The organism is Pseudomonas sp. TH15 (genome assembly GCF_016651105.1).
GTDB lineage: Bacteria > Pseudomonadota > Gammaproteobacteria > Pseudomonadales > Pseudomonadaceae > Aquipseudomonas.
In genome coordinates this window covers 3,163,030-3,181,651 of record NZ_JAEKEL010000001.1, presented here as the reverse complement: position 1 = coordinate 3,181,651, position 18,622 = coordinate 3,163,030, and the positions used below count along the sequence as shown (strand labels likewise).

At 61.5% G+C, this 18,622-nt stretch carries 8 protein-coding genes and 1 pseudogene; 7 read left to right on the top strand and 2 right to left on the bottom strand.

Going from position 1 to position 18,622, the window contains the following annotated elements:
- Nucleotides 1-127 precede the first annotated feature (127 nt).
- The 7 genes and pseudogenes from JFT87_RS14335 (at nucleotide 128) to JFT87_RS14315 (ending at nucleotide 3,874) form a co-directional block, all read left to right on the top strand.
- The gene (locus JFT87_RS14335) at nucleotides 128-2,326 is read left to right on the top strand and encodes an S-type pyocin domain-containing protein (protein ID WP_242487256.1); all 2,199 of its coding nucleotides are present in this window, start codon (nucleotides 128-130) and stop codon (nucleotides 2,324-2,326) included.
- On the top strand, nucleotides 2,327-2,587 hold the full coding sequence (locus JFT87_RS14330; protein WP_201202218.1) for a bacteriocin immunity protein: 261 nt from the start codon (nucleotides 2,327-2,329) through the stop codon (nucleotides 2,585-2,587).
- 171 nt (nucleotides 2,588-2,758) lie between these two features.
- A complete protein-coding gene (locus JFT87_RS14325; RefSeq protein WP_201205192.1) occupies nucleotides 2,759-3,019 on the top strand; it encodes a bacteriocin immunity protein in 261 nt (86 codons plus the stop codon).
- A gap of 21 nt (nucleotides 3,020-3,040) precedes the next feature.
- Nucleotides 3,041-3,142, top strand: a pseudogene (locus JFT87_RS28690) (hypothetical protein); the annotation flags it as partial.
- Nucleotides 3,143-3,166: 24 nt separating this feature from the next.
- A complete protein-coding gene (locus JFT87_RS14320) occupies nucleotides 3,167-3,370 on the top strand; it encodes a bacteriocin immunity protein (RefSeq protein ID WP_342367175.1) in 204 nt (67 codons plus the stop codon).
- A gap of 4 nt (nucleotides 3,371-3,374) precedes the next feature.
- Nucleotides 3,375-3,425, top strand: coding sequence for a hypothetical protein (locus JFT87_RS28840; RefSeq protein WP_446739733.1), 51 nt, complete (start codon nucleotides 3,375-3,377; stop codon nucleotides 3,423-3,425).
- Nucleotides 3,426-3,502: 77 nt separating this feature from the next.
- Entirely contained in the window at nucleotides 3,503-3,874 is a 372-nt protein-coding gene (locus JFT87_RS14315; RefSeq protein ID WP_342367174.1) for a bacteriocin immunity protein, read from the top strand.
- Nucleotides 3,875-3,985: 111 nt separating this feature from the next.
- Here JFT87_RS14315 and JFT87_RS14310 read toward each other — a convergent pair whose 3' ends face one another.
- Nucleotides 3,986-4,933 (bottom strand): alpha/beta hydrolase, encoded by a 948-nt coding sequence (locus tag JFT87_RS14310; RefSeq protein ID WP_201202210.1) that lies wholly within the window; start codon nucleotides 4,931-4,933, stop codon nucleotides 3,986-3,988.
- Between the two features lie 63 nt (nucleotides 4,934-4,996).
- Nucleotides 4,997-18,622 (bottom strand): non-ribosomal peptide synthase/polyketide synthase, encoded by a 13,626-nt coding sequence (locus tag JFT87_RS14305; protein ID WP_201202208.1) that lies wholly within the window; start codon nucleotides 18,620-18,622, stop codon nucleotides 4,997-4,999.

Here is an 18,622-nt window from a genome sequence, read left to right as displayed (position 1 = left end):
CGCCGAAAACTCCCGCCTTATCTCCTGTCAGCACCTACAGACGACTCGGATATTTCCCTGAGCACTTCGTTGTAACTTTGATTGGCAGGAAGCAACTGACTGCTTACCCGTTACTTATCGAAAAACAATGCACATTCAAAAGGATATGAATATGCAAAAACCACCGCCGTTCGTATTGACCGAGGCAGTCCACACGACTGCGACAGCGCCTCCTGGCATGCGTATAAATCCCTCAACCGGCACCACGATTCCCAACAGTGGCCGATTCGGCCCGCCGCGAAACACCAGTCGCTATCAGCAAGTGCTGCAACACTTCACCAGCCCGCTGGAAGCGGAATATCAAGGCAAAACCACACACATCCCGTTGACCATCGAAGCGGATCTGGCAGCCGCCCGACAGGAGGTTTCGACCCACCCGCTACCACCGGCGGCATCGCTGATCCGCGAGCTGGGTGTACGCAACACCGTGATTCAGCGCAAGAGCCAGCAACTGCTGCACGAAACCCAGTTGTCCCACGGCTTTTATGGCAGCGATCCAACCGATAAAACAGTTTTCCAGTTCCTTTCCCGCGCGCAGATCGTCGACCCGACTCTCAGCCCCAACGGCCCGGGAATGAACCTGTGGAAACAGTCCTATCGCGCGGCGCTGGAAGCCAGGTTGCTGGCCCAGACCCTTACGGTTCTGCATCAACAACAAGCCAATGTGCACAACTGGCTGACCACTGTGCAGGCCAACGAACAGGCGCAAGCCGCTGCCGCCGAAGCGGCACGTCAGGCCGCTGAACACGCAAGGATTGCTGCGGAGCAACAGCGGCAACAGGCGTTGGCAGATGCAGCACGTCGCCAACGGGAACAGGAAGAAGCTCAACGCGCGGCAGCCGAACGCGCCCGAGTCGCCGCCGAGCAGCAGCGTCAACAAGCATTGGCCGAAGAGGCTCGTCGTCAACATGAACAGGCAGAGGCTCAACGCGCGGCTGCCGAGCGGGATCGCCTCGCCGCCGAGCAAGCCCTTCTCGCGCGTCAGGCGCAGGCAAAACGTGAGGCAGAAGCCGAGGCTGAACAGGCGCGGATTCAGCGAGACGAGGAAGCACAGCGCCTGAGGGAACAGAGTCAGGCACAGAAAAAAGCCAAAAGGAAAAGGCAGCAGCAGGCGCGCCGCGCGGCCCAAGCCGAGGCCAAACTGGCCGCGCAAAACAAACGCCAGCATGAACAATGGCAAGCCGAGAGCGACGCGCGCTGGCAAAGTCCGACGTTCGCCAACGTTGGCTCAATGGCGGCGTTTGACTCAACGTTCAGCGGCACCCTCGGCCACATCGCCACCAGCCAGGCCACCTCACTGGCGCTCAGAACCGCTTTGCGCACAGCCGTTTCTATCGTGAGCGCCGCGGCTGCGCCCGTGCTGGTCGGCTTCGCAGCACTGCTGATTCCCTCCAGGCTGGGCAGCGGTGATCTTTATTCGGCCAGCGTTCCGCTCGCGGAACTCGCTCCCGATCTGAACGCTGTCGACCTGTATGAACGAGCGGCGAACGGCAAAGACGTCGACCTGTCTGCAAGGCTTGGTTCCAGGACGATCGGCAACCGCGTAGAGATTGTCGTCGTCGGTACGGACGGCGTCACGGTACCCGCCAACGTGCCGGTAAGACTGGCCCGCTTTGATGCCGGCAAAAATGTATACGTCTCCGGCGACGCCGAGGCCAAGGGTCCCACCTTGACCTGGACGCCTTTGGTACTGCCGCTGAATCCTTCGACGGACTTACCGTTCGCCGACACCGATCTGCCGATCTACGAAGGTGCAACGGCCACCCCGCAAGGCGGGCGAGTCGACCCGTTTCCCGAACTGGATCAGTACGGCTTCGGTGGCTTCATCACCGTATTCCCGATCGAGTCCGGCATCCCGCCGACCTTCACGATGTTCAGGGATCGCCGACAGGATCCGGGAGTCGCTACAGGGAATGGACAAGTGATATCGGGTAATTGGCTGGGGACGGCGTCAACCCCGGAGGGCGCACCGATACCCGCGCAGATTGCGGATAAGCTGAGGGGGCGGGAGTTTTCCAGTTTTAAAGCATTTAGGCGGGCGTTTTGGAAGGCTGTGGCTGCCGATTCAGACCTCGAGAATAAATTTACCCAAATAAACAAATTGGATATCAGAAAGGGAATATCACCTGTTGCTGACAAATCGGAGCGTGTCGGCGGAAGAGTCAAATTGGAGATTCATCATGTCAACCCAATCAGCGAAGGTGGGTCGGTATACGACATCGACAATCTAAAAATCCTGACACCAAAACAACATATAGGTACTCACACAAAGAAGGAGACAAACTAAATGAACCTCAAGGGAAAACTTGAACACTACACAGAATCAGAGTATCTCAGCCTTATAAACCGGCTATTCCAAGGGAATTACCGTTCAGAGAAAGAACACGATGACATTGTAGAAAACATCGTAAAAACTTCGGAACACCCGAATGAAATAGACATTCTGTACTGTCCCGAAGAAGGCGTTGAGGACAGCGCAGCCGGCGTACTAAAAGCCATCAAAGAATGGCGAGCCGCCAACGGTAAACCAGGTTTTAAACCGGAATAGTCAATTCCTGAAACAAGCTGTCAGGGCTGACCACTTCGTGAGCAGGCTCTCTCCCACAGGGAGTGATACTCAGACCGGTACAGCCCTGAAGATGCATAACCCTGTGGCAGGGGAGCTTGCTCCCTCGCCACAGGTTCAATGTTGTACTGCACTGGGAGAGATAATTTGAAAATGGTATTGAAGGCCAAGTTTGAGGAATACACAGAGTCAGAGTTTATCTCCCTCATAAACCGCTTGATTGAAGGAGACTACTCTTCCGAGAGAGAGCACGACGCGATAGTGGACAACATAGTAAGCATTTCGGAACACCCGAGCGGTTCGGGTATTTTGTACTACCCGGCCGAGGGAGTCGAAGACAGCCCCGCAGGCGTGTTAAAAGCCATCAAAGATTGGCGAGCAGCCAACGGTAAACCAGGTTTCAAACCGGAATAGTCAGTCCCTGAAAAAACTGCCAGCCAAATTAATCTCGAACTACACCACACGAAATACATATCCAAAAGCGGTGAGATCTACGACATTAAAAACATCGGAGTCACCCCACCAAAACAACACTCTGAAATCCACAAGGAAAAAATTGAAATGCACAAACCAATTCTTTCCGATTTTACCGAAACAGATTTTCTGCGGTTCGTATCCGGAGTTTGCAATGCGCAATTTGACTCGGAAAAAGAACAGGTCCGCGCAGTGCTGTTGTTTGAAGAGTTGACTGAACACCCCCACGGCTCGGACATGATTTATTACGCCGACTCCGACGAGGAGGCGACCCCCGGAAGCGATCGTTAGCAAAGTGAAGGAATGGCGAGCCGCCAACGGCAAACCTGATTTCAAACCAGAATAGAGTTCCAACATAACCCTGTGGCGAGGGAGCTTGCTCCCGCTCGGCTGCGCAGCAGTCGCAAACCAGAGCACTGCGGTGTGCCTGACAGTCCGCGGGTGCCGGTTTTGGGGCTGCTGCGCAGCCCAGCGGGAGCAAGCTCCCTCGCCACGGGTTCAATATTGTCCGGTATTGGTAGAGATAATTTGAAAATGATATTGAAGGCCAAGTTTGAGGAATACACAGAGGCAGAATATTCAGCCCTGATTAGTCGCCTGTTCGAAGGAGATTATTCATCCGAGCGCGAACATGACGCCATCATTGAAAACATCCTCTGCACGTCTCAACACCCTGATGGAACCGGCGTTCTTTATGACCCAAAAGAAGGCGTTGAGGACAGTCCAAAAGGCGTTTTAAACACCATCAAAGAATGGCGAACTGCCAACGGCAAACCAGGTTTCAAACCGGAATAGTCAGTTCCTGAAACAAGCTGTCAGGACCGGCCTCTTCGCGAGCAGGCTCGCTCCCACAGGGGCGGATGTTGATGGCCTGAGGTGTGGACGCACACATCAGGCCAGGGCGGATCAGACCGTTTCGGGATACATCACGGTGCGCAGCACGCTCACCAGTTCCTGATAGATCGCCTCCACTTCTTCGGTGACCATGCGCATGCGCAGGAAGTCGTGCACGTGGCCGCTGAATTCGCGGCATTCAAGCAGTCCTCCGGTGCTGGCCAAACGTTCGGCGTAGGCGCGGCCTTCGTCCAGCAGCGGGTCAAAACCTGCCAGGGCGATGTAGGCCGGGGCGGCGCCGGCGAGGTCGTTGCTCAGCAGTGGCGAGAAACGCCAGTCGCGGCGGTCCTCGATGCTGCGGGCGTAGTGCTGGTAGAACCATTCCAGGGAATCGCTTTCCAGCAGGTAGCCTTCGCCGAGCAAGTCCATCGATTCACGGCGCTGCGAGGCGTCGGTCACCGGGTAGCAGAGCAATTGCAGGCAGGGTTTCAGCGCGCCGGGGGCGCGCGCCTCAAGCGCCAGCACGGTCGCCAGCGTGGCGCCGACGCTGTCGCCGCCAAACACCAGGCGCGACAGATCGAGAGCAAATTCACCAGCCTGTTCGCGCAGCCAATCCAGTGCATCGGCACAATCGTGCAACGCCACCGGGAACTTGTGTTCCGGCGCGCGGCGGTAGCCGACCGACAACACTGCACACGGCGTGCGCGCGCAGAACTCGCGGCAGATACCGTCGTGGGAATCGAGGCTGCCGACGACAAAACCACCGCCGTGCAAAAACAGCAGCACCGGCAAGACACCGCCCTTTTGCAACGGACGGTACAGCCGCAAGGTCAGTTCAGCGCCGTCGCGGGCACGGTGTTGCACCTCGCTCACGTCGACATCCGGCACGGCCCAACGCATCTGTTGCGAGGACTGCTCGAACGCCCCACGCGCCTGCTCGGGTGTCCCTTGGTGAAACGCGTCGTTCTGACTGTCTTCGACCAGATCAAGAAACGCCGCTACTTCCGAATTCAATGGCATGCATCACATCCCGGGGCGCTGCGCGCAATGCACACCGCCCCTCTCAAAAAGTTAAAGACCGGCTCAGCGCGCCGACTGTTGCAGGCAATGCTCGACCAGCGCTTCCAGCTCGGCCTGATACTGCTGCATCAAGGTCTCGATGGTGCTTGGGCGGAAGCGACGGGTGCTGTACATGCAGCGCATCGACAGCTTGCCGTCGAACACCTGACCGACGATTTCCAGCCAGTTGCCAAGGTTGGCGTCCAGGCTGTAGACGTCGCCGATGTGCTCGTCCGCCGGCATCAGCATCGCCTGCTCATCAAAGGTCTGGTCGAACTGCCCCAGGTAGTTGAAGGTCAGTCGCGCCTGTGGCAACGCCGCCAGACGCTGTTGCACCGACGCATCGGCCATGTAGCGCAACGCGCCGTAGCCGACGCCCTTCTGCGGCACCGCCGCCAACTGCTCGCGTACCGCCAGAATCGACGCGCCGAAATCCTGCTCGGTCAACGGCGCCAGCCGTACCGGGAACATGGTGGTGAACCAACCGAGCGTGCGGCTCAGGTCCAGCCCTTCGACCAGGTCTTCACGGCCGTGCCCTTCCAGTTGCACCAGCACCGACTCGGCCTCGCTCCAGCGACACAGCACACGACCGAGCGCCGTCAGCAGCAGATCGTTGATCTGCGTGCCGTACACCGCTGGCGCCTGTTTGAGCAACTGCCCGGTACGGGTGGCATCGAGGCCCATGAAGGTTTCTTCGCGGAAACGCACCAGGTTCTTGCCACGCGGGTTGTCACACGGCAGATCCTTGCCCGGCTGATCCAGCTGTGCCAGCCAGTAATCCAGCTCTTGCTCGGCCAGTGCCGGCACCTGCGCCGCGAGGCCATCGGCCCAAGCGCGATAGCTGCTGGTGCGCTGCGCCAGTTGCGGTTCGCGGCCCTGACTGAACGCCTCGTAGGCCAGTTGCAAGTCTTGCAGGAATACCCGCCACGACACCGCATCGATCACCAGGTGATGCACCACCAACAGCAGACGCACCTCGCCGTCCGGCAGGTTCACCAGCAGGCCGCGCATCAGTGGCCCATCGAGCAGGTTGAGGCTGCGCTGGGCCTGGTTGACCAGTGCGTCGAGTTGCTCGATGTCGCTGATCTCCCGTTGCCACAGCAACGGGTTGCGCTCAGCGATGCGCAAGCTGTCTGGCAACGTTTGATAGTGCTGCAACCAGCGGCCCTGGTCCTGATAGAAGCGCAGGCGCAACGAATCATGCTGCTCGAGCATCAACCGCAGCGTCTGCTCCAGTGCCGGGGCATCCAGTGCCTGGCGCGAACGCAGCATCATTGCCTGGTTGAAATGATGCGGTTCACTCATGCCCTCGGCGAAGAACCACTCCTGGATCGGCAACAGACCAAACGCGCCAGCCTGCGCCACATGACTGCTGTCGGCAGTCTGACTCGAGTGCGCGACCGCTTGCTGGTCGAACAGGTTGCCAATGGTCTGGAAGCGCATCAGGTCGCGCAGCTTGATCTCCAGTTTCAGTTGCGCATGGTTCCGTGCCCGGGAAATCACTTGCAGGCTGAGAATCGAATCACCGCCCAACTCGAAGAAGTTGTCGCTGATACCCACCTGCTCCACTTGCAGCACGTCGGCCCAGATCTCTGCCAGCCAACGTTCCTGCTCGTTGCGTGGCGCCTGATATTGATCGGCGCAGAACTCAGGCTCCGGCAGCGCTTTGCGGTCCAGTTTGCCGTTCGGCGAGATCGGCAGGCGCGCCAGACCAATGATCTGCAGCGGCACCATGTATTCCGGCAATTGTGCGCGCAACAGGGTCTTCAGACGGTCACCGGCGTTGTCGTCGGCGCTGACCACGTAACCGATCAACTGTTTGCCCGAGACGCCGTCACGGGCGATGACCACGGCATCGGTGACGCCGTCCTGAGCGCGCAGGCAGGCTTCGATTTCACCCAGTTCGATGCGGAAACCGCGAATCTTCACTTGATGGTCGACGCGACCAACGTATTCGATCACCCCGTCGGCGCGGTAGCGCGCCAGGTCGCCGGTGCGGTACACGCGGCCACCGCCCAGTGGATCGAACGGATCAGGAATGAAGCGCTCGGCGGTGATGGCCGCACGGCCATGGTAACCACGGGCAACCCCGTAGCCGCCGATATACAACTGGCCGGACAAGTCTTGTGGCAGCGGATTGAGATCGTCGTCCAGCACCCACAGCGAGCGTTGGCCGACCACTCGCCCGATCGGCGCATAGGCGGCAGCGCAGGCTTCATCGTTCGGCGCTTTCCAGAGCATCGGCGTGACCACGGTTTCGGTTGGGCCGTAACCGTTGGTGATGAACTGCGGCTGCAACACGCGGCGCACTTGCGCCAGGGTCTGCTCCGGCACAGCGTCACCGCCCAGGCAGTAAATGCGCACCTTCGGCACGGCCATACCGCTGGCCTCGACGTACTCGGCCACCTGCTTGAGGTAGGCCGGCGGGAAACAGGCGATGTCGATCGAACGGCTGAGCAAGGCGTGGCTGGTCTGCTCCGGCGTCCACAGTTCATGATCGCGCAGCACCAAGGTGCCGCCGAAGGCCAGGGTGGTCAGCCAGCGCTCATGCGCGCCATCGAAGGCGAACGACATAAAGTGCAGTTCGCGGGTGCTGGCGTCCATTTCGTACAGTTCGCGGATCGCCTGGCAATGCATGCTCAGCGGTCCGTGCGTCACCGCAACACCTTTGGGCAAACCGGTAGAGCCCGAGGTGTAGATCAGGTACGCGAGGCTGTCATCACAGGTCTGCACCCGAGGTGCGGTGTGCGGATATTGATTGCCATCGAAATGATCGAGATCGAGCAATGGCAGGTTCGCCGGCAGCGGCAAGCGCTGGCTGGCGGCGCCACGGCTGATCATCTGACGCATGCCGGAGTCTTCGATGATGAAGGCCAGGCGATCACTCGGATAATCGATGTCCAGCGGCACGTAGGCAGCGCCACTTTTGAACACCGCGAGCAAGGCCACCAGCATGTCGAGCGAGCGCTCGAGTGCGACACCGATCAGCATTTCCGGACCGGCACCCGCCGCGATCAAATGATGCGCCAACTGGTTGGCACGGCGCTCGAGTTGCGCATAGCTCAACTGCTCGTCGGCACATTCGGCGGCGATCGCCTCAGGGCGTTGCGCGGCAATCATCGCCGGTAACAGCTCGCGCCGGTGCACCGCCGCCGGTTCTGCGCCCCACTGCTGCAAGGCCTGCCATTGTGGCGCAGCCAGACGTTGCAGATTGCCCAGACGCTCGGTCGGCTGCTGCATCATGCTCTGCAGCAACACTTCCATGGTCTGACGGATCCGCTCGACCGCTTCGACACTGAAGCGATCACGCAGGAACAGGTACTCGATGGAGAACTCCTCGCCCAGATGCACCGCCAGGTCCATCGGGAAGTTGGTCACGTCATGGCTGGCCGAGGTGCCGAAGCGCAAGCCGCCCGGAGCCTGTTCCAGACGCTGGTCAATCGGGTAGTTCTCGAACACCAAAATGTTATCGAACAAGGCTTCGCCGCCCTGCCCGGCCCAACGCTGGATGTCCGCCAGCGGTGCGTGAGCATGTTCACGCAGGTCGAGGTTATAAGCCTGCAGACTGCTCAGCCAGGCGTTCAGCGGCTGTGCCGGATCGAGGGTCTGGATCACCGGCAAGGTATTGATGAACAGACCCAGCATGCTGCCGGCATTCGGCAAGCCTTCCGGGCGTCCGGCCACGGTGGCACCAAACGCCACGCTGTGCTGCCCGGTGTAGCGCTGCAACAAGAGCAACCATGCGCCTTGAATCAGCGTGTTGGCGGTGATGCCCTGCGCTCGGCAATGCTGCTGCAACAAAGCGGTCTGCTGTGCATCCCAACGGGTGTACAACGCCTGGTGACCGTGCTCGGCGGACTCGTGACGCGGGTGCATCGCCTGGCTCAACGCCGTCGGTTCGACCAGCGTCTGCAAATGGCCGCGCCAGAACTGCTCCAGTTGCGCCGAATCCTGCTGCTGCAACCACGCGATAAAGTCGCGATAACGACCGCTCTCGCCTTCAACCTGACCGGTTGCGTAATGCTGCAGCACCTCGCCGAACAACTGCGAACTGCTCCAGCCGTCCATCAGGATGTGGTGGCTGGTCCAGATCAATTGGTACTTGTCCGCACCCAGACGAATCAGGCGCGTGCGCTGCAACGGCATGCGGTCCAGCGCAAAACCCTGAACGCGCTGCTGACGGGCAAACTCGGCGAGTTGCGCATCATCCATCGGCGTGTCCAGCGCTTGCAGGTCAACCACGCCCTGACGGTGGACGATCTGCACGGGTGACGCCTGGCTGTCTTGCCAGTGGAACGACGTGCGCAGAATTTCGTGGCGCTGCACCACGCATTCCCACGCGGCACGGAAGCGCTCGATATCGAGGCCTTCCACCGACAGGTTGAGCTGGTTGACGTAGAGATCGTCGCCATCATCGGACAAAGTGTGGAACAGCATGCCTTGCTGCATCGGCGACAGCGGGTAGATGTCGGCAATCTGCTGCGGCGCCACCGGCACGCTGTCGAGTTGTACTTGAGTCAGGCCGGCCAACGGGAAGTCCGACGGCGTCAGGCCCTGGACGCCCGGCGTCACGCAGTGAGCGATCAGCGCTGCCAGTTCTTTGGCGTAATCCTCGGCCAGGCGTTCAATGGTCGCGGTGTCGAACATCTGCTCGCTGAAGCTCCACGACAGGCTCAGCTCACCGCCATACACCTGGCCGTTGACCGACAACCAGTTGCCCAGAGGGGCGCGATCGCTGAGGTCATTGCCGGCACTTTCGCCGGCCGGCAGGAACAGCGCAGCTTCGTCGAACTGGCTGTCGAACTGGCCAAGGTAGTTGAACGTGATTTTCGGCGTTGGCAGGTCTGCCAACGCCTCACGCGCCGAGGCATCGCCCAGATAACGCAAGGCGCCAAAACCGATGCCCTTGTCGGGAATCGCGCGCAGTTGTTCCTTGATCTGCTTGATCGAATCAGCGAGCCCGCTGGCCGGCGTCAGGTGCACCGGGAACACGCTGGTGAACCAGCCGAGGGTGCGGCTCAGATCGATATCGTCAAACAGGTCTTCACGACCATGACCTTCCAGCTGAATCAGCGCCGAGGCATGCCCGTTCCAGCGGCTGATGACGCGCGCCAGTGCGGTCAGCAGCAGGTCGTTGACCTGCGTGCGATAAGCCGCCGGGGCCTGTTGCAACAGTTGTTTGGTCAGCTCAGGGGCAAGACGCGTCTGCACACTTTGCGCGTAGCGGTTTTCCAGGCTGCCGCCCGGGCGCTCGCACGGCAACGTGGCGCTCGCCCCCTGCAAGTGCTCACGCCAGAAGGCCTGTTCATCATCGAGGCTGGCGGTGTGCGCCTGCAGGCGTTCGGCCCAGGCTTTGAAGGCGCTGGTCTTGGCCGGCAACGCGACCTCGCGCCCGGCCTGAATCTGGCTGAACGCGGTGTGCAGATCCTCCAGCAGAACACGCCACGAGACACCGTCGACCACCAGGTGATGCACCACCAGCAGCAAACGCTGAGTGTGGTCCGGCAGATCGAGCAGCACACCTCGCAGCAGCGGACCGTCGTGCAGATTGAGGCTGCCCTGGGCCTGCTGACAGGTGGCTTCGATTTCACCCGGATCGGTCAGCGTGCGCTGCCAGAGCAGTGCTTGCGCAGGATCGATCGGGCGGTGAGTGGCTGTCCAGCCGTCAGTCGTTTCACTGAACGACAAGCGCAAGGCATCGTGATGCACAACCAGTGCCTGAAGCACTTGCGCAACGGTGTCGGCGTGCAGGGTCATCGCCGGTTTTAGCAGCAACGACTGGTTCCAGTGATGCCGCTGGGGAATCTCGCTGGCGAAGAACCATTGCTGGAACGGCAGCAACGGCGTCGTGCCGCTGACCGGTCCCTGGTCGATGCTCAGCAGCGTGCCGCCCAGTTGCGCGACTGCCGCCAGTGCCTGCACGGTCTGGTGCTGGAACAAATCCTTGGGCGTGAACTGGATACCGGCCTGCCGCGCACGGCCGACCACTTGAATCGAGATGATCGAATCACCACCCAGCTCGAAGAAGTTGTCCGTGGCGCTGACACGTTCAAGGCGCAAGACATCGGCCCAGATCGTGGCGATGCGTTGCTCCATGTCGTTGCGCGGCGCCACGTAGCTGTTCTGCATCAGGCTGGCATCCGGTGCCGGCAGCGCCTTGCGATCCAGCTTGCCGTTCGGGGTCACCGGCAGTTGCGCCAGCACCATCAAGTGCGCCGGCACCATGTGCGTTGGCAGACTCTCCTTGAGGGCGTTGCGCACGCTGTCGCGCCATTCGCCCAAATGGGCTTCTGCCACCGACTGCGTCGGCACCAGATACGCCACCAGTTGCTTGCCGCTGGGCCCGGCATGCGCCAGCACCACGGCTTCGCGCACGCTGCTCAGTTCCAGCAAACGCGCTTCGATTTCGCCCAGCTCGATACGGAAACCACGGATCTTCACCTGGTTGTCGACGCGGCCCTGATAGTCAAACACGCCATCGGCGCGCTCACGCACCAGGTCACCGCTGCGATACAGACGACTGCCCGGCGCCCCGAACGGATCGGGTACGAAGCGTTCAGCGGTCATCGCCGGACGATTCAGGTAACCCCGGGCCAGCCCGGTGCCGCCGAGGTACAGCTCACCGGCCATGCCTTGGGGCAACAGGTTCAGGTCGGCGTCTAGCACGTAAGCGCTGCGATCACCGATGCGACTGCCAATCGGCGCATAAGCCGCGCCGCACTGCACCTCGCGGCCAGCCTTCCAGATCAGCGGCGTGACCACGGTTTCGGTCGGGCCGTAGCCGTTGATGATGTACTCCGGGTTCAGCGCACGCTTGACCCGTTCAAAACTGGCGTTCGGCACCGCATCGCCGCCGAAGCAGTAGATGCGCACCTTCGGCGGGTTGCCTTCACGTTCAGCGTATTCGGCCAGTTGTTGCAGGTAGACCGGCGGGAACGCGACCACGGTCACGCCGTGTTCGATCATCGCGTTGTAGGTCTGCTCCGGGGTCCACAGGCTGTCGTCGCGAATCAGCAGCGAAGCGCCGTGGGTCAGGCTGGTCAACCAGCGTTCATGGGCGCCGTCGAAGGCGAACGACATGAAGTGGAATTCGCAGTCGCTGTCACGCATTTCATAACGTTCGCCGATGGCCAGGCAATGCATCGCCAGCGGACCGTGGGTCACGCTGACGCCTTTCGGATTGCCGGTGGAACCGGAGGTGTAGATCACGTAGGCGAGGTTTTCCGCCTGCACGTCGACCTGCGGCGCAACGTCTGGCCATTCGGCGGTCGACAGCGTGTCCAGATCCAGTGCGCGCAAACCGGCGCTCAACGGTAACTGGGTGCGCAGTTGCGAATCGGTGAGCAACAGCGCGATGCCCGAGTCTTCGATCAGATAGGCCAGGCGCTCGCGCGGATAACTGGCGTCCAGCGGCACGTAGGCACCACCGGCCTTGAGCACCGCCAGCAACGCGACGATCAAGCCTTCGCCACGCGGCAGCGCCACGCCGACCCGCACTTCCGGGCCGACGCCTTCATTGATCAACACGTGCGCGAGGCGATTGGCCTGGGTTTCAAGCGCGGCGAAGGTCAACGCCTGATCGCTACAACGCACGGCCTCTTGTTGCGCCTGCTGCGCCGCAATCACCGCAATGCGCTGATGCACCAGCAACGGGTCGGTGCAGGGTTGCGCACGATTGCTGTCCTGCAAACGGTTCTGTTCTTCACGGCTGAGCAGGGTCAACGCGCCAAGACGCGCATTGGCCGACTGCACGAATTGCTCCAGCAGCGAGGCCAGTTGTGCGTGCAAACGCACAATCGCCTCCTGGCTGAAATTCGCCGTGGCAAAGCTGTAATGCACCGACAGGGTTTCGCCCAGATTGACCCCGACCGTCAACGGGAAGTTGGTTTGTTCACGGGTGTCGACCGCACCGAAATTCAGGCCCAGCGCTGAGCCTTGCTCCAGCGCTTCGGAGATCGGGAAGTTCTCGAACACCAGCAAGGTGTCGAACAGCGACTCACCGCCCTGCCCGGCCCAGCGCTGGATATTCGCCAGCGGCGTGTGTTCGAACTCGCGCAGGCTGAGGTTTTGCGCCTGCACCGCAGCCAGCCACGCGCCGACGCTTTGGTCCGGACGCGAGCCGGCGATCACCGGCAAGGTGTTGATGAACAGACCGACTTGTTGCTCGATACCCACCAGGTCCGCCGGACGCCCGGCCACGGTGGTGCCGAACGCCACGCAGGCGCTGCCGGTGTAGCGCTGCAACAGCAACAGCCATGCGGCCTGGACCAAGGTGTTGACGGTGACTTTCTGCTGACGGGCAAAATCGTTCAGGCGCAACGTGCCGGCGGCGTCGATCCACTGCTGATATTGTTCGATCCCGCCATTTGCGCTCGCCGAACGATCCGCCAGCCCTTGGGCCAGGCGGGTCGGCTCATCAAATTGAGCCAGACGCTCAAGCCAGAACTGCTCGCTGAGCTGACTGTCCTGACGCTGCAGCCAGGCGATGTAATCGCTGTAGCGGCCGATGGTCGCTGCAGGCACTTGCCCGGCATAGCGTTGCAACACCTCACCGAGTAACTGCGAATTGCTCCAGCCGTCCATCAAAATGTGATGACTGGTGTAGAGCAGTTCGTGACGGTCCGCAGCGGTGCGCACGACCACCAGGCGCAACAGCGGCACCTCGTTCAGGTCGAACGGACGGCTGCGCTCGGCCTCGGCCAGCGCATCCAGCGCCTCACTCGGCTGGCCGCGCCAGTCGTGAACGGTGAACGGCAGCGTGGCCGTGCGTTCGACGATTTGCAGTGGCTGCGCTTGCGCGCCGCCCCAGACAAACCGCGTACGCAAAATGTCATGAGCATCCAGCGCCGCTTGCCAGGCCTCGCGGAAGCGCTCGACATCGAGGCCTTCGACGTCCACGCGCATCTGGTTGATGTAGTCGCCGGTGCCTTGTTCAAGCAAGGTGTGGAACAGCATGCCCTGCTGCATCGGCGACAGTGGATAAACGTTGTCCACCGCTTGCGGGTCCGTGATCAGCTGATCGAGCTGCGCCTGGCTCAGGTCAGCCAACGGGAAGTCCGACGGCGTCACGCCGCGGTTGTTCGCCTCACAGCAATGGGCGATCAGCGCATTGAGTTCTTGCGCATAGTCGTCAGCCAGACGCTGGATCGTCGCCTGATTGAACATTTCGTGGCTGAACGACCAGCTGAGGTTGAGCTCACCGCCATAGACCTTGCCGTTGATGTCCAGCCAGTTGGCCAGCGGTGCCAACGAACTCTGTTCACGGCCGGTGCTTTCACTGGCGGGCACGAACAGCGCGGCATCGTCGAACTGGCTGTCGAACTGCCCCAGGTAGTTGAAGGTAATGCGCGGTACCGGCTGCGCTGCGAGGGTCTGCTGCGCGTGTTCATCGCCCAGGTAACGCAAGACTCCAAAACCCAGGCCTTTGTTCGGCACGCCACGCAGCTGTTCCTTGACCGCCTTGAGCGAGTCGGCCAGGCCCATGGCCGGAGTCAGCCGGACCGGGAACAGGCTGGTGAACCAGCCGACGGTGCGGGTCAGGTCGATGGCGTCGAACAGCTCCTCACGGCCATGACCTTCGAGTTGAATCAGGGTCGAAGCCTGGCCGGTCCAACGGCCAATCACCCGCGCCAACGCGGTCAGCAACAGGTCGTTGACCTGAGTGCGATAGGCGGCGGGCGCCTGCTGCAGCAGTTGGCGGGTCTGATCGGCATTCAAGCGGGTTTCCACACTCACCGCGTGACGGTTTTGCAAGGTCGCCGCAGGGTTGTCGCAAGGCAGATCGGCAGGCGCCTCGCCCAACTGCTCGGCCCACCACGCCAGTTCGTTGTGCAGCTCGCCGGCGGCGAACGTTTGCAGGTGTTGCGCCCAGTCCTTGAACGGGCTGGTCTTGGCCGCGAGTTTGATCGTCTGACCGTTTTGCAGTTGCTCGCAAGCGTTCTGCAAATCTTCCAGCAACACGCGCCAGGACACTCCGTCGACCACCAGGTGATGGATCGCCAGCAACAGGCGCTGGCTGCCGTCGGCCACATTCAGCAGCACGGCGCGCAACAGCGGGCCGTTTTGCAGATCGAGGCTGCCTTGCGCGGCGTCGCACACCGCTTCGATTTCGTCGACGTGCTGCACGCTCGCCTGTTGCAGCAACGGCTGGATATCCGGCGCACGGTGCGTGGCCGTCCAGCCTTCAGCGCCTTCGCTGAAGCTCAGGCGCAAGGCATCGTGATGCGCCACCAGCGCCTGCAAGGCGCGTTCGAGGACATTGGCATCGACCGCCTGCGATGGTTTGAGCAGCAGCGACTGGTTCCAGCGCTGACGCTCAGGAATCTGCAGTTCGAAGAATCGTTGCTGGAACGGCAGCAACGGCGTGCTGCCAGTGACGGCGCCCTGCTCGATGCTGAACGCTGCCTCGCCACGCTGGGCGACCCGGGCCAGACCTTGCACGGTCTGGTACTGGAACAAATCCTTGGGGGTAATGCGCAGACCGGCCTGACGCGCGCGGCTGACCACCTGAATGGAGATGATCGAGTCACCGCCCAGGGCAAAGAAGTTATCCGTGACGCCCACTTGCTCCAACCCGAGCACGGCCTGCCAGATCTCACACAATTGCCGCTCGCTGTCGTTGCTCGGCGCCAAATAGGTGTGCTGTTCCAGCGCTGCATCAGGTTTGGGCAGGGCCTTGCGATCAAGCTTGCCGTTGGGAGTCAGCGGCAGTTGTTCGAGGAACAGCAAGTGCGCCGGCACCATGTACTCCGGCAGGTGTTCACGCAGGCCGGCCTTGAGTACTTCGCGCAGCCGCGCTTGTTCTTCGGCATTGCCCAGGGCAGCGCTCGGCACGATGTAGGCGACCAGTTGCTGACCGCTCGCGCCTTCCTGCGCCAGCACCGCCAGTTCGCGCACCGCGTCTTGTTGCAGCAGGCGTGCTTCGATCTCGCCCAACTCGATGCGGAAACCGCGCACCTTGACCTGATGGTCGATACGCCCGACGTATTGCAGGTTGCCGTCAGCTTGATAACGCGTCAGGTCACCCGTGCGGTAGAAGCGCTCGCCCGGAGCGCCGAAAGGGTTCGGCAGATATTTTTCTGCGGTCAACGCCGGTCGGGCCAGGTAACCGCGGGTGATGCCGGCACCGGCCAGATACAGTTCGGCGGCGACGCCTTGCGGCACCGGTTGCAGCTCGCCATCAAGGACATAGCTGGCGGTGTGCTTCAGTGGCCGACCGATGCTCGGCTGGCCACCGGCCGTGCGCCGGGTCCAGGTCGAATAGGTGGTGTCTTCCGACGGACCGTACAGGTCGAAAACATGCTCGACCGTCGGTTGCGCGTATAGGGTGTCGACCAGCGCTTGCTTGAGCGGCTCACCGGCCAGATTGATGATGCGCACGCTCGGCGGGATCTCGCCGCTGCGTTGCAGGGCGGCAATCGCCGACGGCACGGTGTTGATCAGGCGCACCTGATCGCGGGCCGGCAACTGCGGCAACTCCAGCGCGTTACGGGCGATGATCAGCGAGCCACCGTTGGCCAGGGTGACAAACAGCTCCCACACCGACAGGTCGAAACACACCGAGGTCGAGGCCAGCACGCCTTGAATATCGTCGCGGCTGTACACCGATTGCGACCAGTCGATCAGCGCCAGCACGTTGCGATGCGCAATCGCCACGCCTTTCGGTTTGCCGGTAGAACCGGAGGTGTAAATCACATACGCCAGGTTGTCGGCCGACACCCGCGTGTCCGGCGCATGCGCAGGGTACGCGGCGAAATCTTCGGCGGCGTTGTCCATCAGCAGCACGTCGGTGTCGGCCGCGATCGCCAGATTGGCGGCGACCTCGCGTTCGGTCAGCAGGCACAACGCACGGCTGTCTTCGAGCATGTAAGCGACACGGTCGGCCGGGTAATCCGGGTCGAGCGGCACGTACACACCCCCAGCCTTGAGCACCGCCAGCAGTGCGACCAGCAGATTCTCCGAGCGCTGCATCGCCACGCCGACCCGCACTTCCGGGCCGACGCCACGCTCGATCAAGGCATGTGCCAACGGGTTGGCCCGCGCTTCAAGCTGGGCATACGTCAGGTGCCACTCGGCAAAGGTCACCGCGCGTGCATCCGGGGTCTGCGCCGCCTGGCGAGCGATCAACTGGTGGATGCACAGATCGCTGGCAAACGGAGCGTCCACAGGGTTCCAGTCGTGCAGCAAGACCTGCCGTTCACTGGCATCGAGCAACGGCAACTCGCCGACGCGCTGTTGCGCATCGCTGACGATGCCCTTGAGCAACGCCTGCAAGTGCCGGCCCATCCGCTCGATGGACGTCGCCTCAAACAGATCCGTGGCGTAGATCAGCGAGGCCCACACGCCTTGCGGCGACTCATGGGTTTCCAGAGTCAGGTCGAACTGCGCCGTGAGGCTGTCCCAGTTCACACTTTCAACCGCAAGCCCCGGCAATTGCATGGCCTGATTGGCCTGACGCCCGGCGTTCTGGTGGTTGTACAACACCTGGAACAGCGGGCTATGACTCAAGTTACGCTCAGGGCGCAGCGCTTCGACCAGTTGTTCAAACGGCAGATCCTGGTGCGCCTCGGCGCCCAAGGCTGCGTGTTTGACCTCAGCCAGCAACTCGCTGAAGCGCTGCTGCGGATTGACCTCGGCCTTGAGCACCTGAGTGTTGACGAAGAAGCCAATCAACCCTTCAGTCTCGACCCGGTTACGGTTGGCAATCGGCACGCCAACGCGAATGTCCGACTGACCACTGTAGCGATGCAGCAAGGTCTGGAACGACGCCAGCAGCAGCATGAACAACGTGCCGCCTTCACGGCGCGCGAGGTCCTGCAAGCCTTTGCTCAACGCCGCGTCCAGTTGCAGATCCAGACGTGCGCCGCGATAGCTTTGCACCAGCGGGCGCGGATGGTCGGCCGGCAGTTCCAGCACGCCCGGATCCGAACCCAGGTGTTCGACCCAATAGCTCAGTTGCCGCTCGCGCTCGCCGACCTCCATCCATTGACGTTGCCACACGGCGTAGTCGGCGTACTGAATGGGCAACGCCGCCAGCGTGGCCGGCGCGCCCCGACTGAACCCGGCATAGAGTTCGATCAGCTCGCCGACCATCACTTGCATCGACCAGCCATCGGAAATGATGTGATGTTGCACCATCACCAGAACGTGATCGTCCGGTGCCAGTTGCAACAGGCAGACTCGCAGCAACGCATCCTGTTCAAGGTCGAACGGGCGGGCGATCTGTGCTTCGATGGCCGCGCGCAAACGCGGCTCATCGACTTCGCCTGCCAGTGGGTGAACCTCGATCTGCAAGGCATACGGCGCCTTGATCAGTTGAATGGCCTTGTCCTGATCACCTCGGGCAAACCCGGTGCGCAGACTTTCGTGACGCTCGATCAGCGTATCGAAACTGCGCTGCAGTACCGCCATGTCCAGGGCGCCGCGCAAGCGCAACGCCGTGGGGATGTGGTACGCCGCGCTGTCCGGCTCCATCTGCCAGAGAAACCACTGCCGCTCCTGGGCATAAGACAACAGCAACGGTTCACCTTCGGTGCGCCGGAAAATCGGCGCGATGCCATAAAGGTTAATGCCCTGTTTGCCCAGTAGAATCGCCAGCGCCTTGCGTTTCTCGGGAGAAAGCGCGCCTACCGATTCAATCAACTGCTGCAT

Coding starts and splice junctions, on each gene's coding strand:
- JFT87_RS14335 (WP_242487256.1), top strand. CDS start 128: ATGCACATTCAAAAGGATATGAATATGCAAAAACCACCGCCGTTCGTA.
- JFT87_RS14330 (WP_201202218.1), top strand. CDS start 2,327: ATGAACCTCAAGGGAAAACTTGAACACTACACAGAATCAGAGTATCTC.
- JFT87_RS14325 (WP_201205192.1), top strand. CDS start 2,759: ATGGTATTGAAGGCCAAGTTTGAGGAATACACAGAGTCAGAGTTTATC.
- JFT87_RS14320 (WP_342367175.1), top strand. CDS start 3,167: ATGCACAAACCAATTCTTTCCGATTTTACCGAAACAGATTTTCTGCGG.
- JFT87_RS14310 (WP_201202210.1), bottom strand. CDS start 4,933: ATGCCATTGAATTCGGAAGTAGCGGCGTTTCTTGATCTGGTCGAAGAC.
- JFT87_RS14305 (WP_201202208.1), bottom strand. CDS start 18,622: ATGCAGCAGTTGATTGAATCGGTAGGCGCGCTTTCTCCCGAGAAACGC.